The sequence below is a fragment of the Novipirellula rosea genome, assembly GCF_039541335.1.
In the GTDB taxonomy this organism is placed as follows: Bacteria; Planctomycetota; Planctomycetia; order Pirellulales; family Pirellulaceae; genus Novipirellula; species Novipirellula rosea.
The window spans coordinates 1-24,951 of the sequence record NZ_BAABGA010000112.1; the positions used below are offsets into that span (position 1 = coordinate 1).

A 24,951-nucleotide genomic window follows, 5' to 3' on the forward strand; every position below is an offset into this window, starting at 1 on the left:
GAATCAAAAATTTAGTTTTTTGATAAGCGGCTATTGCCGAATTCTAACACGGTCGCTCCCAGCAAAGCTGGGCGAGGTGACACGCGGGGTGGCGGGTCTCGGAAGTGGAACGTGCAGGCAAGTAGTCACCCGCCCTCCCCGCCCGCTTCGCGGCCGACCCTCCGGAAAATTCCTAGTCACCTCCCCTCCGGGGAGGTCAAAGCCGGCGGTAGCCGGATTTGGGTGGGGTTCGTGGTGTTAGAAATGGGTGGTGCAAGCGTCGTTTCACCAGCCCTCCCCGACCGCTTCGCGGTCGACCCTCCCGCAGGGAGGGTGAATTTTGATTCACCTCCCCTGTGGGGAGGTCAGAGTCGGCGGTGGCCGGCTCTGGGTGGGGCTCGCAGTGTTAGAAGTGGAACGTGCCAGTGCAAGGTCCCTAGCCCTCCCCGACCGCATCCATGCGGCCGACCCTCCCGGAGGGAGGGTAAATTCTCCTCACTCCTCACTCCTCACTCCTCACTCCTCACTCCTCACTCCTCACTCCTCACTCCTCACTCCTCACTCCTCACTCCTCACTCCGTGTCTCCGTGTCTCCGTGTCTCCGTGTCTCCGTGTCTCCGTGTCTCCGTGTCTCCGTGTCTCCCCCTCCTCTTTCTCCCCGCGAGGCGCGGAGGGGCACGGTTTGGAAAACGCTCGGGGGGGGCTACTGGAGGAGGTCCCAGGAGAGTGCGGTGCCGCGATCGATGTTGGCCTTGACTGTTCGCCCGAGCACTTGGTGAATCGCTTTCGGGGGTAGCCCGTAGCCGGGGCGGATGATGCGTACATTCTCGCTGGTGAGCGTGTCACCCGCCTTTAGATCCGCGACAATGTACAACGAGCGACGAAATACCTTGCTGGCGTGTTCCTTGTCGGTCAATCGATAGCTGACCTTCCCAATCGCCTGTTCCGCCGTTCGGATGGCGTGCACCATCGCCTTGAATTCCTGCGGCTCAAGCGAAAAGGCACTGTCGGGACCGGGATCGTTGCGGGACAGCGTAAAGTGCTTTTCGATGATCGTGGCACCAAGCGTCACTGCGGCAACCGGCACCGCGATCTCGAGCGAGTGGTCCGAGAGGCCGGCGGGAACATCAAACGCAGTAGCCAAATGAGGAATCGTCCTCAGGTTCATTGATTCTGGGGGCGATGGATAAGCACTGGTGCATTTCAGAAGCGCCAGCGGGACGCCAGCACGCTTGATCACTTCGACCGCTTCGGAGATTTCCGCAAGGCTGCCCATGCCGGTCGACATGATGATCGGCCGCCCTTTGGATGCGATGTACTCGATTAGCGGTAAGTCGACCAATTCGAAGGATGCGACTTTGTAGCAGGGAGGATCAAATTGCTCTAAGAAATCGACGGAGGTGTTGTCAAAGGGAGTCGAGAAACAATCCATGCCGAGTTCGTTGGCAAGCGAAAACAATTCCTCGTGCCACTCCCAGGGCGTATAGGCCTCGCCATACAGGTCAAACAGCTTCTTGCCCTCCCAAATCGTCCCGCTGCCAATCTTAAAATCGCGTTGATCACAATCGATCGTCATCGTCTCGGGCGTGTACGTTTGCAGCTTGACTGCATCGGCCCCCGATTCGCTGATGGCACGCATGATTTGCTTGGCGGTATCGAGATCACCATTATGATTGGCCGACATTTCGGCGATCATGTAGGTGTTTCCGTCGCCAATGGTCCGTTGGCCTATTTGCATTTGCTGGGGCATCTTTTTTAGTTCTCGATGATTCGCTCGACCACGAACGCTTCGGCGGCTGCGACGCCGACGGTCGATCCGCGGTATCTCGCCAAATGTTCAACCGCTTGCAAGCTGCGAGCGTGAGGGAATGGTCGCATCTCGGCAGAGTAAGCACGAAGTGCGTCCAGTTTGCGCTCGAGCGTCAGGTCGATGTTAATGAAGTAGTTGGGAAGAAAACCGTCCGCACTGGAGCCTCCGATCCATCCCGTACTGGAGGGGACCTCGAATGTAAGGATGGATGATGGCGTCCCTTCGGACGATGGTTGCGGACGAAAGCACGTCATCACGGCGCGGTACGCAATCTGATGATCCACGTTCAGATCCGAAGGGTGATGGATATAGATTGTATCGGGGGTGCCCCACTTGCTGCAAAACGCTTCCAGCGATTTGGCGACGCTTAGAAGCGAGACCGTGTCGATCGCGTTATCGGGGTAATCGAGTCGCACGTGATGACGGACACCGAGAATTGAGAGTGCTTTTTCCATCGCGGTTTGCCGCGCCGAAATGTCGTTGGCGTCGACCGAGTCTCGAGAGGACACGCCGTTGGTCAGAAAGAGTGCGGCGACATCATCACCCGCGTCGGCGTGACGTATCAGTGCTCCGCCGCATCCGAGGGCTTCGTCATCGGCGTGTGCCGCAACCACTAGAACTTTCATGTTTGCTCGCTGTCTGGGTGTATGTCGGAGTCGTTGCTTGGTTCCGCAACCCTGATGCGAACATCCGCGCGGACTTCGCCGTCGTACAGTGCGGCCCTTGAAAACTCAAGTCGAAGGTTGCCGATTTCAAGAAACGCCGGTGGGTATCCCGCCGCGTCGAGCATGCGGATATGGTCGAAGACCGTCGTCAGATCCTCAGTGTCGGATGGCAAAACGCTATCTGCTGGACTGCGTCGCATGAAAACAACGGGATCCCCGGTTTGAGGCGTAGGTGTGGGGGCATTGTTGGCGATGTCGATCGCCATTTCGCACGATAGTTTTGAGGCTCGAATGAAGATCTCTTCAGCCGTGCTGCCTTCGAGCGAGAGCGGACGCTTCGCGTACACCGGCCCAGCATCGAACTCGGCAGTCATCTTTAGCGCTGTCAGCACGGTGTCACGGTGGCCGCGTGCAATCAAATTTTGCAGCGGGCTTCCACCGCGCCCATACGGCACATCGGTCATGTGGAAGCAGACACATTCACATTGGTCCAGGATTTCCTGAGGTATCCACTCGGACCAATGCAAAAAGAAAATGTACCGATATTGATCGAGCGGAAATTGGTTCAACTGCTGCGAGTCGCTGCAGAAATCCCAGTGGCCTGGTTGTTGTGAAAGGATCTCACGAAAGTGGCGAAGGTTCCAAGGTTGTCGGCCTGCAACCAGGTATTTTCGTGGAGTCATTGTTGCGGTTGCTCACTTTTCGAAATGGCCAACTGGTATCGTTGCCCACGCCACTCAAAGAATGCCGGATAGGACTCGTTGTCGACGATTCGGAGTAAATCGAATTGCTCGGCAATCGACTTTTCCGGATCGAGTTGGCTATCGGACGGGCCACGCCGGGGCAGATAAGTCGGCGTGCCTTGTTGAGGCATTCCACAAGCAGAAACCGCTGGATAATTTGCAATGAATCGATTGCACAAGCGGAACGTCATCTGGGCTTGAAGTTCACGAATCTCGTCGAGTAACTCGTCACCTTCGAGCGTCATTTGGTCTCGGTAATAGATTTCGCCAGCATCCACATTCGCGGAGGCTTCGAGCAGGCAGCCCGGCACAACCGATTGTCCGTCCAAGACGGCCCAGGACACGGGTGACCAACCGCGTCCATGCGGCAATTCTGATTCGTGAACCACCAAGCAATGCGAGAATTTTTGAAGCACATGCCCCGGCACAATGGACCAATAGGACAATAAAAATAGTAGATCGCCCTCGGTGGGGTGTGTTAGCTCGCCCACGATCTCGACCGCGTGTCCCTGAGCAACAAGTTCGTCACGCCATTGGTTCAGATGCGGCAGTAGCCATCCGCTGAGTGATGTGGCGATCGTGATCTTTAGCTGAGGTGACATCACCGCACAAACTCGTCGAGCGCCGTGCGTATCGATCGCCAACGATCTTGTTTCCGCTCGAGGCGGCGGCAATGGTGTTTCGATTAGCGATTCTAGACAGTGCTGGACGTGTGGACCGCTGAGGTCCTGGTGCCAACCCAAGTTCAACGCCATTTCGCGATGGGCCAGCGTTTGTGCAATTCGGCTTTGATTGTCGGCGATTTCGACCACGGCGCCACGCAAACCGAACAACAACCATTCCCAACACGTGCTGCCAGCGGCGGTGACGACGGCGTCGGCCCAAATGAATTGCGAACTCATGTCGGTTACGTTTTGCAGGAACTCAATCTTGTGGCGGGATTGGGTCGCTGTTGTTCGTAGCGTTTCGAAAAATGGATTGGCGGCGCCGATGATGACTCGAATTTCGAGACATCGGTTGGTTGATGTTTCGAGCAGCTTGAGGACCTTTGCGGTCACATTGTCGGGGTCGCCTCCACCGAGCGTGACCAGCACTCGCTGCACTTGATGACGTTCACTTCTTGCTGCGGTGACCGATTGTGTGAACTCACGCCGGAGCAATACATATTTCAGTCCAAGTAGATTGACACACCCTTGGACCTCGCTTTGGTAATCAAGTTCGTCTGCGTAGATGTTTTGATTCAAGATGGCGTCGGCACACCGCGGCTTGTTGGCCTCGCAATCGTCGACCACTAAGAGTTTGCGGCCGGTCGTGCTTCGGATTGCCCGTTGATACTCGATATCAAAATGGTAGCCATCCAGTACGATCCAGTCGGCGTCTAATTCGAGCGCAAGTTTGGCGGTTTCGGTTGCATCGGCGAGACTGCCCATTTCCACGTCGTTCAGTTGGACATGACCAATGTGTTCACTGGCAAGTCGTTGCTTCAGCGAATCGGGGCAGCGGGCTGTGGCGATCACCGGGGTTCCGCCGCGGTCTTGCCAAGCTTGCGCAAGAGCGATCATTCGCATGACATGTCCGGTGCCAATTTCGCTCGAGGCATCGGCGCGGATCATTAACTTCATGGGGTCGTTTTCGGAGCGGGCAGGGTTTTCGGAGCGGGCAGGGGGTTCGGAGCGGGCTGGGTGTTCTGAGAAAAGGTCTGGTACATCCCCTCGGCACGGGCCCAGTCCTCGATGGTGTCAATGTCTTGAACCCGCCAGCGAGGAATGCGAATCGGCCGACAATTGGCTGAGAAGATGCCGTTGGCGGTCATCCACGCTGCTGCCGTCCCCCAATAAAATTGGCCTGCGTCGTGCCAGGCTTCCGTTAGATCTTGCGAACGGGTCAATTCGTGCTGCGGCCAAATCATGTCGACTTGATCGTCGGTGATGGTTAGGGCGCGAAAGATCGGAAACGGAAATGTCGTAACAGGAAAGGCGAACTCGCTACCCGCTGCGTTTTTCAATTCGTTCAAACCAGTGACGAGATCAGCACATTGAACAAAGGGCGCGGTGGCATAGATACAGCATGCGAATTCGACAGGCTGATCGTTTTCGCTGAGCCACTTGACGGCATGACGAACGACCGGAATGGTTGGGGTGTGGTCATCGGAAAGTTCCGCAGGTCGCAGGAAGGGAGCTTCTGCACCGCAGTTGCGTGCCACATCCGCGATCGATTCGGAATCGGTCGAAACGATGATTCGGTCAAAGACGCCCGATTGCCGTGCGGCATCGATCGAGTACTCGATGATCGGTTTGCCGCAAAACGAACGAGTGTTCTTGCCCGGGATTCGTTTGCTGCCTCCGCGAGCGGGGATGACTGCGACGATCATTTGACGCGTTCCAGCAAGAACCAAGTGATGTCGTCTTGAGGAAAGTTGGGATCTCGCCGCCATGCGAACCCGTAATCCAGCAGCGAGAAATCGGGGTGGGCGTCAAGGAACTCGCCAGCGAAATCACGTTTGAACAAGCGGTCGTCGGCGCCACGATATTGGATCGTCACGGGCGATGGATTGTAGTACTCGGCGATCACAACGTAGCGAGCCGATGCATTCGCCAGTTTTTCATAAACTGCCGCGAGGGCATCCGGATTGATGTGGATTAGCACCCCTTTGATCAGTGCCAGATCGAATTTGCCGATCGGGTCCAGATTGAGGATGCTCTCGTTGATGATCTGAACGCTTGGCAGTCGTTGTTGTAATTGCTGACATGCAGTCGAGTTGATCTCGATCGCATTTGCCGACGCATTGGGTAGCAGCGTTAGCAAGGCCTGAAGATTGAGGCCAATGTTAGAGCCAAATTCAACGATGCTGTTGATGCCCTGGGTGCGTGAAAGGATTTTCGAGAACAGCGAAATATTGGAAGCCAGATTTTTCTCTTCTGTATTGCGTTCGATGTATTCCACCCCGAACGACCCCGCCCAAAATTCTTCTTGCGGGGTTTGGAATTTCGAGTCTGTGTTGGTCATAATTTCTCTTTCGCTAAGATAATGTCGAGCATAGTTTATGAACGCTTTCGACCACTCGGGTGCAGTCTTGGTCGGTGAGTTCGGGATACAACGGCAGACTCAGTGCGTTGCGGTAGAACTGTTCGGCGAGCGGGCATTTGCCCGCTTGATAGCCATAGGTTTGGCGATACCACGGTTGTAAGTAAACCGGAATGTATAACACCTGGCTTCCAACTCCTAGAGCGGCCAGTTCGTGCATGAATTGCGTTCGCGATTTGCCAAGTTTTGCAAAATCGAATTGTGGCGTGTATAGGTGCCACGATGTCAAATCCTTGTCGTCCGGGTTTCGTAAACCAGGAATTGATAAGGCGTGAAGCGAATCAAATGCATGATTATAGGCGTCAACGATTTCCCGTCGTCGTTGTAAAAAGCCTTCCAAGCGAGCCATCTGGCTGAGCCCCAATGCCGATTGAAGATCGGTCATCCGGTAATTGAATCCGAGATCCTGCATCTCATAATACCAGGGGCCACGTTCGCTGAACGAAGGATCGCCGATCCCTGCAAACCGGTCCGGTTCGCGTGTCATCCCGTGACTACGCAGTCTGCGGGCGTCGGCTGCATAGTCGTCGTTATCGGTAACCAACATGCCTCCTTCGCCAGTCGTCATCGTCTTGACCGGATGGAAGCTAAAGGTGGCGATGTCGGCCCATGGATGCCCGCCGATTTTATAGGCTTGACCGTCATGCATAAAACTTCCGCCGACGGCGTGGCATGCGTCTTCGATGACTACCGCGCCCCGTTTCCTGGCAATTTCGGCGATCGCGGGCATGTCGGCGGATTGCCCACCGTAGTGCACCGGGATCACTGCCTTTGTGTCGGCTTTCCAATTGGATTCAAGCGACCCAGGACATAGGTTGTACGAAACGGAATCAATGTCGGCGAAATCAGGGATCGCGCCGACCATGGCAGCACAATTGGCTGAGGCCAAGAAGGTATTGGGGCTGGTCACGACTCGGTCGTTCGCCCCTACCCCTGCGACCAGCAATGCCAAGTGCAATGCGGCGGTTGCGTTGCAGACGGCGACGGCATGTTTGGCCCCGACTCGCTCGGCAAACGCTTGCTCAAACTCCGCTACCTTGGGCCCGGTCGTCAGCCATCCTGATCGCAATGCCTCGGTGACTGCAGCAATGTCGGCGTCGGAAATCGATTGCTTGCCGTAAGGAATCAAATGATGGTTCATCCGTTTATCGTTTATCTGTGGTGGACAGTAAACGGCTGGCAACGATGGCGTTTTCGCTGCGAAGGCACGGGATCCCCTCAAGCACAGGGTACGCCGCTAGATGCTGGGGCGAGAACATTGCACCATTGACTGGAACCAATTCTCCTCGTGTCACCGGGCAGCAGAGTGCCGGTGGATTGCGGGATACCTCGGGTTTGCGGATGATCGTAATGCCGGTTGGATTCAGCGGATTGATCGCTAGCGGAAATAGCTCGTGCCTAACGACATCGTAGCCGAGCGAATTGATGGCCGAGAAGAGATTGATGCAATAGCCGTGCTTCTGCATTCGCTGCTTCGCTTCGGTCTCCGCCAGGTCGAATGCTGGTTCCAGCAGGATCAGCCACTTGCCAGCCACTCGGTACAGTTCTCGCAACGCGGCTTCTTCGTGTCCGCCATTGGGTTCGATGGAATGAGACGTGTAGACGACGTCGATCGAATTGTCCGGCAGCGGGATCTCAAACAGACTACCGGTAAACAGATTGCATCGATCGAGTAGGCCTTCTGCTTCGAGCCATTCTTTAGCCATGCAAAGCCGCGACCAGGAAATGTCAAATCCAAACGCCTGAGGGACATCAAGTTGCTGAAGGACAAACGATAGCGTCGTCGCTTCACCGACACCCGCCTCCATGATCGTCTGCGCTTCGCCAAGCTCCGAGATAATCGATGCGATTTCACGACCGTACTGCTGTTTATGCAGCCGTGTCGATTCATCCTGCAACGCCGAAACGTACGATCCCGTCTGCAGGTCGTAGGCGACTTCAATCATCTCTTCGGAATTTTGCACTTCATCCCCTCGAAGCAACGCAGTGATGTTTTCACCACGTTTGTACTGTTCGAGCAGCGCTAGACGAGAGAGCTTTTTTGGGGGGGCTTTTGACATGTCTTCTGTATTTGGATCTCGTATTTGGTTTTTACACAGCCCATCGTCACCCGATTAACGCCGGTAGGCAGCAGTCATTTCGTAGCGGAAATCGCGGACGGTGCGTTGATTTGATGAGCCGCTTGCACGTGAGCGGCCGGGCGTGACGCAGCACCCGGTGCCTTACGGCACTCGGCTCACCAAGGTCATTTACATCTCGATAAAATCGACAGGCCCGAGAGTCGATCGAGTCAAACGATTGCATGCGGTATCGAATCCAATCAGGCGACAAACGAAGGATCGACGTGTTGCACAATCAATTTGCGAATATCGTCCACCGATAACCATCGATCATTCTTGCCTGAAGAGTATCTGAAGTCCTCGGCGGTCATTTGCCCCTGGTGATGTTCAGAATACTTTTTCAAAACTTCTTCGCGTCCATGGTCAAATAACGATGGAACGATGATATAGCTGGCGTCGTTTTCGATCGTATTGGCGCTGTCGCTGCTGGTTACCATTTCTTCGTGCAGTTTTTCGCCGGGCCGGATACCGACAACCGGCTTTTCACACTCCGGCCCGATCGCTTCTGCGACATCAGTAATGCGGTAGCTTGGGATTTTGGGCACATACAACTCGCCGCCGAGCGAGTGCTCGAGTGCATGTAGCACGAGATCCACTCCCTCGTCCAACGAGATGTTGAATCGCGTCATCCGTGGGTCGGTGATCGGAAGCACGCCCGTTTTTTTTCGGTCAAGAAAGAAGGGAATGACACTGCCGCGGCTGCCCATCACATTGCCATACCGCACCACACTGAGTCGTAGATCCCGATGTCCCTTGACGTTATTGGCGGCAACAAACAGTTTGTCACTGCACAGCTTCGTCGCTCCGTACAAGTTGATGGGGGCGGCGGCCTTATCAGTCGACAACGCGACTAGATTCTTGACGCCTGTTTCAAAAGCGGCATCAATCAGATTCTGGGCACCCAAAACATTGGTCTTGATGCACTCGAACGGATTGTACTCCGCTGTCGGTACTTGCTTCATCGCCGCGGCATGTACCACGGTATCGATCCCTTCCAATGCTTGCTTCAGGCGATCTTTATCCCGAACGTCCCCGATAAAGAAACGCACGTTGGGAAATTTAGATTGGGGAAACAGGATTCCCATTTCGTACTGCTTTAGTTCATCGCGAGAATAGATGACTAATCGCTTGATATTAGGAAATCGGCGCAACACGGTCGCTACAAATTGCTTTCCGAACGATCCTGTGCCTCCCGTGATCAGTAGCTTGCTGTTGTTTAGGTCCACGTTATTCGTTCCTGCTTTGGATTAGGTAAAATATTACGCATTTGAATTTGCTGGGCTGTGAAACTACGAAACGGGAGTGGGGCGAAATAGAGATTTCCGGATCTGATGCAAGAATTTGCGGAATCGCTTGCGGCTCAAAACTCGCTTCTTCAATGGGGCTCGCTCTGCCGGCGGCGGTTCACGAATCACGGGGGCTGCCCAGGCCTCTTCGGGGTTGTCCTCCGGCTCGGCCATTTCGTAGCGAGTCTCCTCGAGCGTCTCGTCGAGTAGGTAGTTGCGTTTGACTGCCGTGGGGTGCTTCAGCGGTAGCGACAGTGAACTTGCCACCCGGTTCGCCATCTTCCAGTCGGCGGTGACGGTGTGCGTCGCTTCGGGACCGCAGCCGATATTGGAGATCAAATTCTGGGTCGGGACGATGCATAAACCCGAATGGATCCAGGTCGCATAGACCCATTGGTAGTCCCAGGTGAAACCAGGCGTATTGTGGGTATACCACAAATGCTCGAGCCACTCGTCGCGAACAAATTGGCGGCGAAAGAAACGATCCAGCCACCCACTCTTTACATCGTCTGGGAACGTCGTCAGCGAGCCATCATAAAGCTGCCATGCGCGTCGCCATGTGGCCCAGCCCCAAATCAACGAGTAACAAGAAAACGAATACGAGGCGTCGCAGTGATCCTGCCACGCTCCGGGATAACACTCGCCCGAAATCGACATCACTCGCGTGTCGTCGCGGTAGCGATCAAGCATCTCGTGGCAAAAGGCAAAGAAGCTGGGATCGGGAACACAATCGTCCTCCAGAATGATGCCCTCTTCGACATGTGAGAAGAACCAATCGATCGCGCCGCTGACCGCTGCTTGGCAGCCCTGGTTCTGCTCGTGGTACAACGTTTCGACTTCGCAGTCCCAGTCGACTCGCGAGTCAAACTGACGCATCTGTTTGACCGCTTCGGCGTCCTCGGGCACATCGGTTCGTGGGCCATCGACGGCGATAAACAGCTGCTTGGGTTGGTAACCGCGAATCGCCGTGAAGACCTGCTCGGCTAGGTCCGGGCGGTTGAAGCCGATGAAGAGGACGGCGGTTTTGGAGTTTGGGGGCATTGGGGAGAGGGGAGGAGCGAGAGGGGGAGAGAGGGAGACACGGAGACACGGAGAATCGATTTTACCCTCCCTGCGGGAGGGGCGGCCGCACGATGCGGTCGGGGAGGGCTGGTGAAACGATGCTTGCACGGGCCACTTCTAACACTCTGCCACCCCGCATGTTACCTCTCCCGGCGAAGCGGGGAGAGGTCGGACGGGCCCTCAAGGCCTCGTTCGGGTGAGGGCCGACCGCGCTATCTTGTTGCGGGATACGACTCGATTGCTCGGACGGCCCTCACCCGAGCAATCGCCATGCGCTCTGCTCGACCTCTCCCAACTGCGTTGGGAGAGGTGACTTTCTCGCTTGCACGGGCCACTTCTAACACTCTGCCACCCCGCATGTTACCTCGCCCGGCGAAGCGGGGAGAGGTCGGACGGGCCCTTAAGGCCTCGTTCGGGTGAGGGCCGCCCGCGCTATCTTGATGCTGGTTGCGACTTAACTTGCTCGGACGGCCCTCACCCGAGCAATCGCCATGCGCTCTGCTCGACCTCTCCCAACTGCGTTGGGAGAGGTGACTTCCTTGCTTGTACGGTCCATTTCTAACATCCTGCCACCCCGCATGTTACCTCTCCCGGCGAAGCGGGGCGAGGTCGGACGGGCCCTTAAGGCCTCGTTCGGGTGAGGGTCGACCGCGCTATCTTGATGCGGGATACGACTCCTCTTGCTCGGACGGCCCTCACCCGAGCAATCGCGATGCGCTCTGCTCGACCTCTCCCAACTGCGTTGGGAGAGGTGACTTTCTTGGTTGTGTGGTCTACTTTTAACACTCTGCCACCCCGCATGTTACCTCTCCCGGCGAAGCGGGGAGAGGTCGGACGGGCCCTTGAGGCCTCGTTCGGGTGAGGGCCGACCGCGCTATCTTGTTACGGGATACGACTCCACTTGCTCGGACCGCCCTCACCTGAGCAATCGCCATGCGCTCTGCTCGACCTCTCCCAACTGCGTTGGGAGAGGTGACTGTCTCGCTTGCACGGGCCACTTCTAACACTCTGCCACCCCGCATGTCACCTCGCCCGGCGAAGCGGGGAGAGGTCGGACGGGCCCTTGAGGCCTCGTTCGGGTGAGGGCCGCCCGCGCTATCTTGATGCGGGATGCGACTCGACTTGCTCGGACGGCCCTCACCCGAGCAATCGCCATGCGCTCTGCTCGACCTCTCCCAACTGCGTTGGGAGAGGTGACTCTCTTGGTTGTATGATCTACTTCTAACACTGCGGGCCTCACCCAGAGCCAGCTACCGCCGAATCTGACCTCCCCCGAGGGGGAGGTGAAATCGATCTTGTCCGACCATCGTCGTTGATCGCTTCGCTGATTATCTTGGGCAGGCCCTGTGCGATGACAGGTTGAAAACCTGTCCCACGGATTGACGTGGTTTGCTACCTGGCCGCTGACGCGTCACTGGGGCGAACGGAGGGCTTTGGGGAGCATCGAGCGAAATACCTTTCTGGTTCTTCGCGTGAAGCGTTCCGAGAGCCCGTGGGCTTTGTGTCGAGATGCATTTGCAGACTCGTCGAACAAATTCTTTCCTCGGAATTGGCCGTAGAAATAATCGGTCGGCTCGTAATACTCAAACGGGACCCCGTTCTTGTTCGCATAAAATCCGTATTTCAACGAGCCTGATTGTGAATGCGATTTCCAATTCGCTGGATCAGATAAAAATTCTGAAATCCGATCCGGTGTGTAGGCTTGATGTGCCACTGAAAGCTGGTCGTAAAACGACGACCCCAGCAGCAGCACGGGTTTACCGTAATAAGAGGCTTCGACTCCGGCGGTGGACGCATAGGTGATCACCAGATCACTGGCGTCGATCAGGTCGTACGAGTTGATCGGCGAATCGGCCGCGATCACCGAACAGTTTTCACTTAAGGGCAGGTTGTCCCAAAACGCTCTCGACTCGGCCGACTTGCTTCTCAAGTGCGGGTGCACACGGATCGCAAGGTGACAGTCCGGTTGCGACTTCATTGCATCCAACAGCGCCAGCACCGCTTCGGCCTGGGTTGCAAACCCTTGTTGTGCAAATGCGTCTCCGATCGCCACGTTCTCGTCGTCCGAACCACAGAAGTAACTCAGCAAATATTTCGCTTTGCGGAACTCCGCTGGCACGCCTTGGTCCTGATGGCTAGTGAAGGAGGGCCAACCGTGCGAGCCTCCTTTTCGTCGCCCTTCAAAAAATGCTCTCGCGTGTTCGTTTCTGTATTCGTCGGGGTGCTGGTCCCAAAATTTCAGAATGTTCTGTTGCAGTCGAACTCGATTGTGCGGCACGTCGTTTAGCAGACAGTAATGCCCGGGATCGCAACCTCGCTCTTGAATTCGAAACTCGGTCTGGTTTGCCTGAGTGGCGCGAAGGATAGCACGGGTGGTGCAGAACCGACCATTGAACAGATAAGCGAGATCGAAGTGATTCGCTTTGAGGACTTGATCGGCAGCGTCGTACGCCAGCATAAATGCAGTGATGGCGTCACGAACAATTTCGCTGTGACGGTGGACGTCCAGGTCGGGCAATTTGAATCGAGACACCAATGACGATACGACGCCCATTCCTAGGTCCACGTCTCGCCATTGCAATGATCTTAAGTCGTCGAGCGTCGTCAGCGGCACATTGGCAGCCTCTTTCGCAAGCTCGCTTTTCCGCTGGTCGGACAAACCTAGCCGTTGGATCACACGGACGTTGCCGTCGAGTAGATTGACACCTCGCTGAAACGCGGCTCCGGGGCGTGCAGATGATTCGGTTGGTCCCCAGGGTTCGTGGTACGGCAGTTCACCGTACCAAAAACAGATCGTGACGTTGTCACCCATTTCAAGGTGCTTTTGCGCAATTTCAAGCGTGGTTTCAAGGTGCGGTGATGCTTCTTGCGTCTCAAACAGCACCACGTTCAAAGGTGATTGTTGTGCGACGGCAGAACGCGATTCTGTGAACGATAAATACATACGCTGATTCGATTGGATCAGTAGGATTCGTTGTTGTTTAGGCTTTCAGCCTGTCGTTGCATCCTCGGCGGCAGCCTGGAATCCAATTCCAAAACGGCCCTGCTCGGAAGTTTTGAAGTTGAGCTACAGCTAGTGATCTGAATGGCCGAGGGTTTGTGTCAGCGCGGACTTCGTCCATATGGGTGACACTTGCACTGTGTTTTTGGGGCGACTGGGAGAGCTGCGCAATTTCAAACGTCATTTGCCAGTGCGCCCAGTTTCCCTTTGACTGGCGTCTCACCGCAACCCCAGTCCGATGGCAATGACTTGCGGGGCAAAGAGCAGACAAGAACGCACAGGAAAAAGGCGGCTTGGGATGTAGAGAACTGAACCGCTTCGTCTGCCATGCTCCGAACCTCGGCGACGCAAATGAAATTCTGCACCATCGATGAAGCGTGCCATTGACCAAATGCCCATTCCGATGGTGAAAAAAACGCTACTCAGGCTGCTGAATAATTCCGACGAATCGCGGATCGTTGCGTACGAAGTCGGTGAAGTCTTCGGGCCAGGACGGGTCGAAGGGAACGGGGGCGTAGGTCGCACCAAACATACTGTTGGTCATTTCAATTTGTAGTAACAAGCGGTTCCTTTGGAGCAGTGGCTTGCCCTTGTGAAATCCCCGGGTGTCGACGGCAATAATGGTGCCAGCCGGACCGCAAATTTCGGTATACTGCTCTTCGGAATAGGCCTCCATGATTTCATCATCCTTAATTCGACCGTCTCGCAATACTTGCTTCGGCTTCCGTTTACTGCTTCCGCGGATATAGCAATGCGGCCCCGTGTCGGTGTCCACGTCCGTTAAGTAAAAGAAGAACTTGACGAATTTGATGCGGTCCATATCGAAGTGGTAAAGCTGTGCCGCGCTGCTATGAGCCATCCCGCCACTTGGCTGACTCCACCACATGGCGACCAAATCCAGTAACGGGTCGGAGCGGAGAAAGGCCTGGGCAACCCTACGGAAACCAACATCCATCAAGAGCATTTGTATCGTCGGGTTTGATACAAGATCGATTGCGTCGAACGAAAACTTTGGAGATTCGATGTTGGGATCGTACGGAAACTTCTCGTCTGACAATGCAAAGTTGACGGCGTTCGAATCTTTGGAGACGAGTACACGACACGGTTGATTTTTCCCATACTCGACCAAAGATCTCAAAACTTCATCGGGAAGCGAGCTCTTGAAAATATAGTACCCGTCCTTTTCGATCGCGTTGACGGCGTCAGGAATCTCAGTGTCCGCGATTATGCTCGAGCTGCCTTCGATTTTTTTCGCAGGGTGCTTGTAGCTGATATAGCGTGATACCCAATCATTAAATCGACCGTTCGTCAATACATACAATTGTCTCATCGCATGATACGCTTCGGCGGGAGTGTCTCCTCTCCGACGATGGACGCGGAAACCGGATCGAACGACCTTAAGTTTATTGATGGTTTCCAACGCGTTCTTAATCATGGATATACCTTGAGTTCGTGAGGTGTTGTTTCGCTGGAACTAGGGTGGATACACGTTGCTTGAGCAAGATTCCGGCAAGCTCTTCTCCGCGAATACAAAATCGTTTGCGGGACAGGCTGCCAATCTTTAGATATGCGGTGATTTATCCTGATCTAGGTGTATCACAACACCTTTTCACTCACCCGGTTAACTCTTGCTCTCGGCGACCGATGTTGATGATTGGTCTATCCATTTCGTTGACAACGAGATCCGCTGTCCAACCAATTGCTTGGTCGCTTTGGTTGAGTAAAGGAGATCGCTCGCATTGCAAGCAATGTCATTGTTACGAGCTTAGTCGGCGCGGACTTCGTCCACGTGGGTGACAGTTGCACCGCGAGTTGATGTAGGTTTGGGGGCAATGGGTAATTGCGAACGTCATTGCCAGCGGGCACAGTCTCCCTTTGACAGGCATCCTGACGCAAGCCCAGTCCGGCAGCAATGATTTGCCAGTCAAAGAGAACGCGAGAAAACGCGAGTAGAAAGTGGAATTGGTATCAAAGGATCAAACCGGATTTGGCAACGATGTGAAACCTTTAGTGGCGGAAGGCCTACTCGGCTCTCGACAGCACTGGAATGAACGCAGACAAAGATATGCTTTGCCTTCCCTTTGGGGAGGTCAGAGTCGGCGGTAGCCGGCTTTGGGTGGGGCTCGCAGTGTTCGAAGTGAACCATGTAAGCAAGGAAGTCACCTCTCCCAACGCAGTCGGGAGAGGTCGAGCAGAGCGCATGGCGATTGCTCGGGTGAGGGCCGTCCGAGCAAGTCGAGTCGTATCCCGCAACAAGTTAGCGCGGTCGGCCCTCACCCGAACGAGGCCTTGAGGGCCCGTCCGACCTCTCCCCGCTTCGCCGGGCGAGGTGACATGCGGGGTGGCAGGATGTTAGAAGTGGACCGTACAAGCATCGTTTCCCCAGCCCTCCCCGGAAAACTCGCTGAAGGCTCGTTTTCCGACCCTCCCGACGCAAGCTGGGAGGGTGAAATGACGTCTGACTGGCTGTCTACCGCAGCTCTTGCTGAGCCATTTGATTGATGACGGCGTCGAAGCGGCGGTCGTCAGGGAACCGCTCGCGAGCCTTTCTCGCCAGCGCGCGGGCGGTGCCAATTTTATCCTGTTCCCGCAGTCGGTTGATGTACTTCAACTGCAGGTTGGCGTTAGCAGAATCGAGTTCGACCGCTTTTTGATAGCACTCAAACGATTCAATATGTCGTTTCAACACGTATGCCGTGTCAGCACACAATTCTTCGCAGCGGGCGCGTTCGGCAATCGTCTCGCTTTGACCACAGGCGAGTCCCTCAAACGCTCGGGCGAGGAATTCAAGGTCCGGATCGGGGCGAGTAATTAAGTACTTGGCGGCGGCGCGGTAGTTGGCAGTTGTCGGAGGGACAATGCTAGCAATCAGGATGTCGGGGTGCGACTCAAGCATTTTCAAGGCAGCTGGGGTCTGGTTGGGCTGCCGCTCGAGCAGTTTTCGCAAATAGGTTGCTCCGAGTTCCGATTCGTTGCTGTCGAGTGACAGCTGCGCTAATTGACGCAGCGCGGCAGAGTAGGTTCCGTAGAGCTCGCTGAGCTGCTGTAGGATCGCCCGCGTCCGGTCCCGGTCGGTGTAGACGAAATCCAAATACAAACTGGCCGTGCGTGCTTCACGTGACAGTGGCCGGACACAAAGCTCGGCCTCTGCGTTTTTTAATGCGGCGATGTAATGACGCGACAGCGGGGGTGTTGCAGTTCGCTCGACGCCGGAAGTGTCACCGCCGGTATCGGCGGAGTCATTGGAGTCTGACCCGCTGGAGGACGAGCGGTGGTTCGTTGAACGGGCCGCTACCGATTCATTCTGAGCGTGCCATTTCAAGCGGCGGACGGCAGGGGCGGTTTGTTGATACAGTTCGCGTAACTGTTCGGTTGATTTTGGATTCGCTTGCACGACTTCGTCATAACGAGCGAGTTGGAAGTGCAAGTCGCTGAGGGTTCGATAGACCGCAGGCGAGGCCGTTTGTTTGGCGAGTTCTTCGAGCGGCGAGATCAAAGTTTCAAGTTGTGCCGGTTCGACTCCACGCTGCGCCAGCATCGCTTGCGAGCGGCGAATGATCGCGTCTGCGCTGGCGTCCTTTTGCAACACGCTGAGTGCCCAAGCGTTGGGGAGCACGACCAATGCTGCGATGGCAAGCGACGGGAAGAGCGACTTCTTCGTTTGGAATCGGATTCGTGGCTTGCGTTTCGCTTCGGTCGCTGTCACTGACTCGATTGGCACACCATCGTCACCTGAACCATCGAGTTCGCCCGAGACGGTTTGCTCGTCCGCAAGATCTTCGGCGACCTCGTGTTCATCATCTGCATCGATGTACTCATCCGCATCGAAGTAGTCGTCGGTCTCGCCACTTTGGTAACCGGTGTCGCGGATTCGAGGGGCGACCAAATGACCGCGGGTGGCGGCGACCGGCAGAAAGATGGCACAAGCGATCAAATTGGCGGGGATGATCAATCCCATGTCGAAAAACTGGGAAACGGCCAGCGAGCCAAGAATGTACCAACCGGCGACTCGCAATCCGTGGTCCACTGCGTCGGGCGAATCGTTGAGTTTGTTCAGCGAGCGGATCACTCCGACGATCAACACACCGACGAATAGCAATCCCGGGATGCCTTGCTCGGTAAACATTTCCAGCCACAAATTGTCGGCGTGGTGTGCCCAGCCGTCGCTGCTTTTTTCTAGTTGGGTTAGATGCGCGTCGGCGAATGTGCCCAGCCCGCTACCCGTCGGCAGGTAGGTTGTTGCGGCCGCGATGACATCATTCCAAAGCGGTATTCGCCCATCATTAAGCAGTGTCGATTGATCTTGATCGGATAGCAGCTCCATGCGATCCAACGATGTCAGATCCAAATTGAAGGGAACGATCAACAGTGCCACCGCGATTGCCAGCACGGCAATGATCACCGGGATGCTGGCGGTGCCACGACGAGCACGGATCCAGCCCAGTGCGAGTGTAAATCCGATCATAGCGCTGACCAATCCGCCTCGCGAGCCACAGACAAGCAGCGCGGCGGTGCACAGCACTAGGCTGATTAATGCGATGCTGGAATCCCGATCACTGGCTAGCGAGATGAGGTCGTTGACTTCGAAATTTTCGTCGTCGACTTCGGTGCCGATCAATGCGGACAATCGCCACGCCAGCACTCCCATGCTGGCGCCGACCCCGATGTTCATCATCAACGCAGCATTGTTGCGATTAACGAATGCGGCAAAATGGGATCCGCGATTGATCGCGTTCATGCCAAGTAAATCCGTCTCGGGGCTGACGAGTTGAAAGATGCCCAGTGCTGCGTGCACGGCGGCACCCACTGCGAGTCCGGCCATCAGCAACACCAGGCGTCGGCGATTTTGGAAAACACTGGCGGATGTCCAGGCGAGTGTGGCGACAACCAATAGCATCGCGATGGCGTGCCGCGAGGCAGCGGGATCAATCGATATCGGGTGCATCGAAGAACGCTCGGTCTGCGATCCCAAGATGGGGTCGAGCCAAGTGGTGTAGGCGGCCGCTGAGCCGGGGCTCAGCAGGGATGTCAGAAATCCAGGCAGCGGCAATGTTTGGAACCACGCGAATGCAGCCCATCCGAGCAGCAGGATTGCGAGCCAGTGGAACCGCGGGCCTCCTAGGGTCTCGCGGTCGATGATCGAGGGGAGTGCCAAGAGCCCAGCAGCGAGCACGGCGACACAGGTCGCCCATTGGGCCCATGGCAGAATGCCTCCGTAATCAAATGCGATGGCGCAGGGCAGCACGGTCAAAATGCATGCGGATGCCCAAAGCGAAATTTGAGTGAGAAGGGGAGCGATCGATTTCATGAAAAGTTTTCAGAGCTGCGTCTCCTCGGCACCCGCAATCGGGGATGCGAAGGAACTAGCCGGCGTCGTGGATCTTGTAAAAGATCCCGCGTAAAGGATCTTTAGCAAGATCCACTACGGTGATTCGTTGTCGGTGGAGCTGGATAAGTTTTAAAAGGCAGTATCAGGACGCGTCGTTTTGATTGTGTTACCGAAGCGAAAACTCTGTTTATGAACGTAGCGGAAGTCGTCAAGACTCAGGTCGTAGCGGAAGTCGTCAAGACTTTCGAGGTATTCGGTACTTATCGAAGGATCCGAAACTCTCCCGCGAGTTCCGCTTCCTCAAAGGCCGCCCAGGAATGACAGGCTGGAAGCCTATCCCACAGCCAACTCTAGCATTCCTTTTCCTGGTTAGCCTTAGTTTAATGGAAGGTGTACAAAAATTACCCGTTGTTTCGCTTGTCGAGGGGATTGTTCGCAGATCGACATCAAACGCTCGTAAAGCGACGCTGTTTTGATGTTGGGGATGGGATCATCGTTCCCGCCTGATGAAAGAATTTTACCCCGCTACCGCAGGTGGGGAATTGCAGCTGCATTCTTCGTGCGCTGAGGGCGTGGTCGCATCCGCAATGACGTGGTAGCGGTGTTCCGTGGGACGGTAGCGGAAGTCGTCGAGACTTTCGGCAGCATTGTCGCTCGGCTTTCCAATCCGTTGGCGTGCTGCATGGGGCTCGTTTTGCTCGAGGTGGATTGTGCAAGCGAGAATTCACCAGCCCTCCCCGGCCGCTTCGTGCGGCCGCCCCTCCCATGAGGGAGGGTAAACTGATTTTACCTCCGCAGCCGCTGAAGCGGCTGACCCTCCCTGAAAGGGAGGGGGGAGTTGGCGCTGCCGAGACGGTGCTTCGGCCTACGAGGTCGCGGCCAGCTGCTCGACGGATTCGCCGGGGGTCCACTTGGTGTAGTCGCTGGGGTCGCGGTGGACTTGGCGGTAGATCGTGTCCCGCTCGACTGGATCACGGCCAGCTTCGCTGATCAGGTCACGGATCTTATCGACAGACAAACATTGCGGCGTCGTCGCGCCAGCATCGTGATAAATCAACTCGTGCCGCACTGTTCCGTCAAGATCGTCGGCGCCATAAGCCAACGCGGTCTGCGCGGTCTCGACACCTAACATGATCCAGTACGCCTTGATGTGCTGGAGGTTGTCCAACATCAAACGGCTGATCGCCATCGTTCGCAAATCCATGATCGCCGATGGCTTTTTGATCTCCGAGAGTTTCGTATTCTCAGGGTGAAACGCGAGCGGAATAAAAACCTGGAAACCACCCGTTTCATCCTGCAGATCTCGCAACCGGATCAAGTGATCGATGCGGTGATACGCCTTTTCCACATGCCCGTACAGCATCGTGCAATTGGTGCGCAGCCCGATTTGATGCGCCGTCCGGTGAATGTCCAACCAAGCGTGTGTGTTCGCCTTGTGCTCGCATAATTGGTCACGCACCTCGGGATGAAAAATCTCGGCGCCGCCTCCCGGCATGCTGCCCAAGCCGGCGTCTCGTAAATCTTCCAAAACCCAGCGGACTGATTTCTTGGTCTGGAATTCAAACCAATTGATCTCCACTGCCGTCCAGCCTTTCAGATGGATTTGCGGGTAGTTGGTATGCAGCAGCTCGATCAGGTGACGGTACCACTCGTACGGTTTTTGGTGATGCAGTCCGCCGACGATGTGCATTTCGGTACAGCCATTTTCGGTCGCTTCTTGACCTCGCTGCAGGATCTGTTCGTCGTCCATCACGTACCCTTTCGGGTCGCGTAGATCGCTGCGGAAGGCACAGAAGCGACATCGATACACACACACGTTGGTAGGGTTCAGGTGCGTGTTGATGTTGAAGTAGCCGACGTTCCCGTTTTTGCGTTCGCGAACCAAATTGGCCAGCTCGCCGACGGCACCCAGCGAGACTTCGGGATCGTACAGGAAAATTCCGTCATCAAGCGTCAGTCGCTCTTCCGCTTCGACTTTGTCGCGGATTTCTCGAAATCGGGCTTCGCGTTCTTGAGTGATCATGCGTTGGATGTTTGGGAAGGAAGTGAGGTTTCGGGGGTGTTTGAAAGTCTTCGTGACTTTTGCTACGGGGGCGGGATGATCGACAGGCTGGAAGCCTATCCCACTTACAGCCAGAGGCAATCGAGGGTTCCGGCGACGAGTAACGTTAAACTGATGGCAGCATTGGTGTTGAAAAAGGCTTGATTGACACGGTTCAAATCGTCGGGGCGGACCAGCCAATGTTGCCACAATACCATCGCGGCCACGACGACCAAAACGCCCCAAAAAAGAAATCCGAGTCCAGTGCTGTGAGCGAATGTGGGCAGCAGACTGAGCAGCCCCAGCATCACGACATGAAACGCGGCAGCGATTTTTAACGCGCCCGCGATTCCAAATTTCGCGGGGATGCTGTGCAGGCCTGCTTCGGCATCAAACGCGGCATCTTGGCATGCATAAATGATGTCGAACCCGGCAACCCAGGCGGCTACTGCGGCGGCAAGGATCAGCGGGGCGAGCAAGTCACTCGGGCTGGAGGTCACTTCGCTACCGCGGATCGCGACCCAGGCACAGATCGGCGACAGACTGAGTGCGACGCCGAGCCAGAGGTGTGCGGCGGCGGTAAAACGCTTCGCCAGACTGTAGCCACACAAGAACATCAATACAGGAACGGACGCGTACAGCGGCAATCGGTTGGGCAAAAACAACGCGGTCGAGGCGACGAATGCAAGCGAACAGCCGATCGTGAACGTCCACACACTGGTGCGAGACAACACGCCGGCGGGCAAATGACGCTTTTCCGTCCGCGGGTTTCGTGCATCGATGTTGTGATCGACCAGTCGGTTGAACGCCATCGCGGCACTGCGGGCAAACACCATGCAGAGCAGAATCCCCACGATGTCTTGCCAGCGAAACGAGGGACGAGCACCTGATGTGAGCGGAGTCGCAAACGCCATCACGGTCGCCAACGCGGCAAACGGCAATGCGAAAACGGTGTGGCTGAATCGAATCAGTCCGAGCCAATGGGAGATGTTCATGATTCCCCCCACCGCTGGATCAGCGAGTTGTCGACTCCGATTTGGTCCATGATCCGGCTGACGATGAAATCGACCAGCGAATCAAGCGACTCGACGCCGTGGTACCAGCCGGGCATCGCGGGCAAAATGACCGCGCCGGCAGCAGCCAGGCGGTGCATGTTTTCGAGCTGCAATACGCTGAGCGGTGTTTCTCGCGGCACAAGGACTAGTTTTCGATGTTCTTTCAAATGCACCTCCGCCGCACGTTGGATCAAATTCGATCCGGCCGCGCGAGCAATCCCGCTGAGCGTGCTGCCGCTGCAAGGGCAGACCACCATCGCTTGCGTTCGAAACGATCCGCTGGCGATCGGGGTGAAGTAGTCGTCATAGCGGTGGTAATGGATTCGTGACAGCACGCTTGCGTCGGGAGCCTCGATCGCCGCAGTGGACCAAGCAGGGGAAAGCGTCAACAGTCCCGCGACGTCAGCGCTATGAATATCGACGGTGGCGCCGAGTTCTTGTTTGATCACCGCCGCACCACTAGGGCTGATCGTGACATGCACTTCGAAGCCAGCGTGGACCAGGATCTGCAGCAATCGGACCCCGTAGATCGCACCACTTGCACCGGTCATCGCCAGCACCACAGGGCCTCGATCTTTTAAATCTCGATCCTGCTTCGATGCCGCGTCGCTCGCTGTCGTTTTGCCCGCCAACGTTTCGCTCACTCGGTCGACTCCGTCGTCGATACTTTGGTGCCTTGGTAGGCCACGGGTTTGGTGCCTTGATAGATCGTGGCAACGCCGAACGTCATCGGTGTGAACCGGACATCGGTCAATCCAGCGGCGGTCATGCGATCGGCAAGTGCTTGGCCATCCGGGAATTGGCCCACTGATTCGGGCAGATATTTGTAGGCCGATTTGTCGTTGCGAGCGAACAGTTGTCCGATCCGAGGCAGCACGTTGCGAAAGTAGAATCCGTAGGCTTGGCGGAGTCCGATCAGCCGAGGCTGGGAAAATTCCAACACCACGACTTGGCCGCCGGGGGTACAGACGCGAGTCATCTCGCGGAGTCCTTGGTCGGTATCGGTGACGTTCCGCAGTCCAAAGGCGACCGTGACACACTGGAAGCGGTTTTCGGGGAACGGCAGCGATTGGGAATCGGCCTCGATAAACTCGATCGATTCGCTGGTGGTTCCGGCACGTCGCTTGCGAATCGCGATTTCGAGCATCGCGTGACAGAAATCACTACCGACGACGCGAACGTTTTTGGGAGCTTTTTTAGCGATCGCGATGGCGAGATCGCCGGTGCCGGTGCAGGTATCCAGGACGGGGGCGGCCGAATCGAGTTTCAGAATCCGCACGGTTCGCCACCGCCAATAACGGTCGATGCTGAGCGACAGCAGGTGATTCATCGCGTCATAGCGAGGTGCGATTTGACGAAACATTTCCCGTACTCGCGAACCGCTTTTGTCGACCAGCGGGGACGCAGCATCGGAATCTGCGACGGGAGTTGTTTCGTGTTCGGTGACGACCATCGATAGTCCAACGGTTTTCGTTTGAGGGTAAAGTGTCGTAAGGTTAATCTGCAGCAAGGAAACGGTGAAGCCCGACCGGATTCGGGGAGTGGGTCTACGATTGTCGCTCGGCTTTCCAAGCCGTCCGCATGCTTCACCTCCCCTTTGGGGAACGCTGTGAAGCATTTCGTAGCGGAACTCGTCAAGAGTTTCGGGGGGGGCACTTGCCGTGGATCGAAAGTCTTGACGACTTCCGCTACGCTAAAAATATACAAACCGTATAGGGAAAAATGCTTCACAGCGTTGCCCTTAGGGGAGGTCAGAGTCGGCGGTAGCCGGCTCACCGGTGGGGTTCGTTGTGTTAGGAATGGACGGTGCAAGTTTCAGGTCACTAGCCCTCCCCGGCCGCTTCCTGCGGCCGACCCTCCCAAAGGGAGGGTGAACTTCGGTTTGACCTGCTAGAAAGACCGTAAATCAGCGACACTGTATAACTGTGCTGCGACCGTTTTCCCAAAAAAGTCAGAGATCTTTAAACCGATGCGAACCCTGCTCTTCGATATCGATGGAACGTTGTTGCTGACGAACCGCGGAGGGCAAGGGGCATTGGAATTGGCTCTCCAGCAAGAATTCGACTTGCCCACTGCCACCGCCGACGTGGATTATGCCGGACGAACCGATCGAGGGATTCTGGATGAGTTGCTGATTTTGAACGGTTTGCAGCCCACCGAATCAAATCGAGAACGGTTGCAAAACCGCTATATCTCGCTGCTGCCGCAGATGTTACAGCAGCGAGGCGGCACGGTGTTGCCGGGAGTGGTCGAGTTGTTGGAGCGGTTGGCGACCGACGCGAGAGTGTGCGTCAGTGTGATGACGGGCAACCTGGTCGAGACGGCGCACCACAAACTGGATCATTTTGGTTTACGGCACTATGTTCGCTGGATCGTCGGTGGCGATAGTGACCTGCACCGCGACGATTTGGCTCGTCGGGCACGTGAAGTGATCCGCAGTGAGGCGGGCGAGCAGGCGTGTGAGCGGATCATGGTGATCGGCGATACCCCTGCCGATATCCGTTGCGGGCATGCAATCGGCGCCGCAGTGGTCGCAGTTTGCACTGGCGGCTACTCACGCGAGATGCTGGAAATCGAAAAGCCACTGTTGGTCGTTGACGATTTGTCCGACTTGGTGAAACTGTTGCCGATCCTGGTCGGTGAAACGGTGGGATAGCGGCAGCGAAATCCAACTTTACCTCCCCTTTGGGGAGGTCAGAGTCGGCGGTAGCCGGCTCACCGGTGGGGTTCGTTGTGTTAGTGGTGGATCGTGCACGCGAGAATTTACCAGCCCTCC

18 protein-coding genes are annotated in these 24,951 nt (G+C 56.0%); 1 reads left to right on the forward strand and 17 read right to left on the reverse strand.

Annotated elements, in window-relative coordinates:
* Window positions 1–682: 682 nt before the first annotated feature.
* From pseI to ubiE, 17 genes are all read right to left on the reverse strand, one after another.
* Window positions 683–1,729, reverse strand: coding sequence for a pseudaminic acid synthase (pseI, locus tag ABD971_RS31700; protein ID WP_345327736.1), 1,047 nt, complete (start codon window positions 1,727–1,729; stop codon window positions 683–685).
* A gap of 5 nt (window positions 1,730–1,734) precedes the next feature.
* The gene (locus ABD971_RS31705) at window positions 1,735–2,415 is read right to left on the reverse strand and encodes a PIG-L deacetylase family protein (protein ID WP_345327737.1); all 681 of its coding nucleotides are present in this window, start codon (window positions 2,413–2,415) and stop codon (window positions 1,735–1,737) included.
* On the reverse strand, window positions 2,412–3,137 hold the full coding sequence (locus ABD971_RS31710; RefSeq protein ID WP_345327738.1) for a formyl transferase: 726 nt from the start codon (window positions 3,135–3,137) through the stop codon (window positions 2,412–2,414). Before ABD971_RS31710 ends, ABD971_RS31705 begins: the two co-directional genes overlap by 4 nt.
* Window positions 3,134–4,819, reverse strand: a complete 1,686-nt coding sequence (gene pseG, locus ABD971_RS31715; protein WP_345327739.1) for a UDP-2,4-diacetamido-2,4,6-trideoxy-beta-L-altropyranose hydrolase — start codon at window positions 4,817–4,819, stop codon at window positions 3,134–3,136. The genes ABD971_RS31710 and pseG overlap by 4 nt, the downstream gene beginning before the upstream one ends.
* Window positions 4,816–5,568 carry a pseudaminic acid cytidylyltransferase gene (pseF, locus tag ABD971_RS31720; RefSeq protein ID WP_345327740.1) on the reverse strand — a complete coding sequence of 251 codons (753 nt, stop codon included), beginning with the start codon at window positions 5,566–5,568 and terminating at the stop codon, window positions 4,816–4,818. Before pseF ends, pseG begins: the two co-directional genes overlap by 4 nt.
* Entirely contained in the window at window positions 5,565–6,203 is a 639-nt protein-coding gene (locus ABD971_RS31725; protein WP_345327741.1) for a pseudaminic acid biosynthesis-associated methylase, read from the reverse strand. The genes pseF and ABD971_RS31725 overlap by 4 nt, the downstream gene beginning before the upstream one ends.
* Before the next feature lie 13 nt (window positions 6,204–6,216).
* The gene (gene pseC, locus ABD971_RS31730) at window positions 6,217–7,422 is read right to left on the reverse strand and encodes a UDP-4-amino-4,6-dideoxy-N-acetyl-beta-L-altrosamine transaminase (protein ID WP_345327742.1); all 1,206 of its coding nucleotides are present in this window, start codon (window positions 7,420–7,422) and stop codon (window positions 6,217–6,219) included.
* Between the two features lie 4 nt (window positions 7,423–7,426).
* Complete coding sequence (locus tag ABD971_RS31735; protein WP_345327743.1) at window positions 7,427–8,341, reverse strand: methyltransferase domain-containing protein; 915 nt, start codon at window positions 8,339–8,341, stop codon at window positions 7,427–7,429.
* A 260-nt stretch (window positions 8,342–8,601) separates the two neighbouring features.
* Window positions 8,602–9,627 (reverse strand): UDP-N-acetylglucosamine 4,6-dehydratase (inverting), encoded by a 1,026-nt coding sequence (gene pseB / locus ABD971_RS31740; protein WP_345327744.1) that lies wholly within the window; start codon window positions 9,625–9,627, stop codon window positions 8,602–8,604.
* A 63-nt stretch (window positions 9,628–9,690) separates the two neighbouring features.
* Window positions 9,691–10,728, reverse strand: a complete 1,038-nt coding sequence (locus tag ABD971_RS31745) for a glycosyltransferase family 2 protein (RefSeq protein ID WP_345327745.1) — start codon at window positions 10,726–10,728, stop codon at window positions 9,691–9,693.
* A gap of 1,432 nt (window positions 10,729–12,160) precedes the next feature.
* Window positions 12,161–13,693: a capsular polysaccharide export protein, LipB/KpsS family gene (locus tag ABD971_RS31750; RefSeq protein WP_345327746.1), complete on the reverse strand. Its 1,533-nt coding sequence runs from the start codon at window positions 13,691–13,693 to the stop codon at window positions 12,161–12,163.
* A gap of 475 nt (window positions 13,694–14,168) precedes the next feature.
* Window positions 14,169–15,185, reverse strand: coding sequence for a phytanoyl-CoA dioxygenase family protein (locus ABD971_RS31755; RefSeq protein WP_345327747.1), 1,017 nt, complete (start codon window positions 15,183–15,185; stop codon window positions 14,169–14,171).
* Between the two features lie 1,035 nt (window positions 15,186–16,220).
* Window positions 16,221–19,058, reverse strand: a complete 2,838-nt coding sequence (locus ABD971_RS31760; protein WP_345327748.1) for an O-antigen ligase family protein — start codon at window positions 19,056–19,058, stop codon at window positions 16,221–16,223.
* 886 nt (window positions 19,059–19,944) lie between these two features.
* The gene (gene mqnE / locus ABD971_RS31765) at window positions 19,945–21,102 is read right to left on the reverse strand and encodes an aminofutalosine synthase MqnE (protein ID WP_345327749.1); all 1,158 of its coding nucleotides are present in this window, start codon (window positions 21,100–21,102) and stop codon (window positions 19,945–19,947) included.
* A 104-nt stretch (window positions 21,103–21,206) separates the two neighbouring features.
* On the reverse strand, window positions 21,207–22,115 hold the full coding sequence (locus ABD971_RS31770; RefSeq protein WP_345327750.1) for a UbiA-like polyprenyltransferase: 909 nt from the start codon (window positions 22,113–22,115) through the stop codon (window positions 21,207–21,209).
* Complete coding sequence (locus ABD971_RS31775; protein WP_345327775.1) at window positions 22,112–22,726, reverse strand: UbiX family flavin prenyltransferase; 615 nt, start codon at window positions 22,724–22,726, stop codon at window positions 22,112–22,114. The genes ABD971_RS31770 and ABD971_RS31775 overlap by 4 nt, the downstream gene beginning before the upstream one ends.
* Window positions 22,727–22,815: 89 nt before the next feature.
* Window positions 22,816–23,628: a bifunctional demethylmenaquinone methyltransferase/2-methoxy-6-polyprenyl-1,4-benzoquinol methylase UbiE gene (ubiE, locus tag ABD971_RS31780; RefSeq protein ID WP_345327751.1), complete on the reverse strand. Its 813-nt coding sequence runs from the start codon at window positions 23,626–23,628 to the stop codon at window positions 22,816–22,818.
* Between the two features lie 516 nt (window positions 23,629–24,144).
* On the opposite strand from ubiE, the gene ABD971_RS31785 reads away from it, so the two are divergent.
* Window positions 24,145–24,831 (forward strand): HAD family hydrolase, encoded by a 687-nt coding sequence (locus tag ABD971_RS31785; protein ID WP_339946594.1) that lies wholly within the window; start codon window positions 24,145–24,147, stop codon window positions 24,829–24,831.
* The last annotated feature ends 120 nt before the right edge of the window (window positions 24,832–24,951 follow it).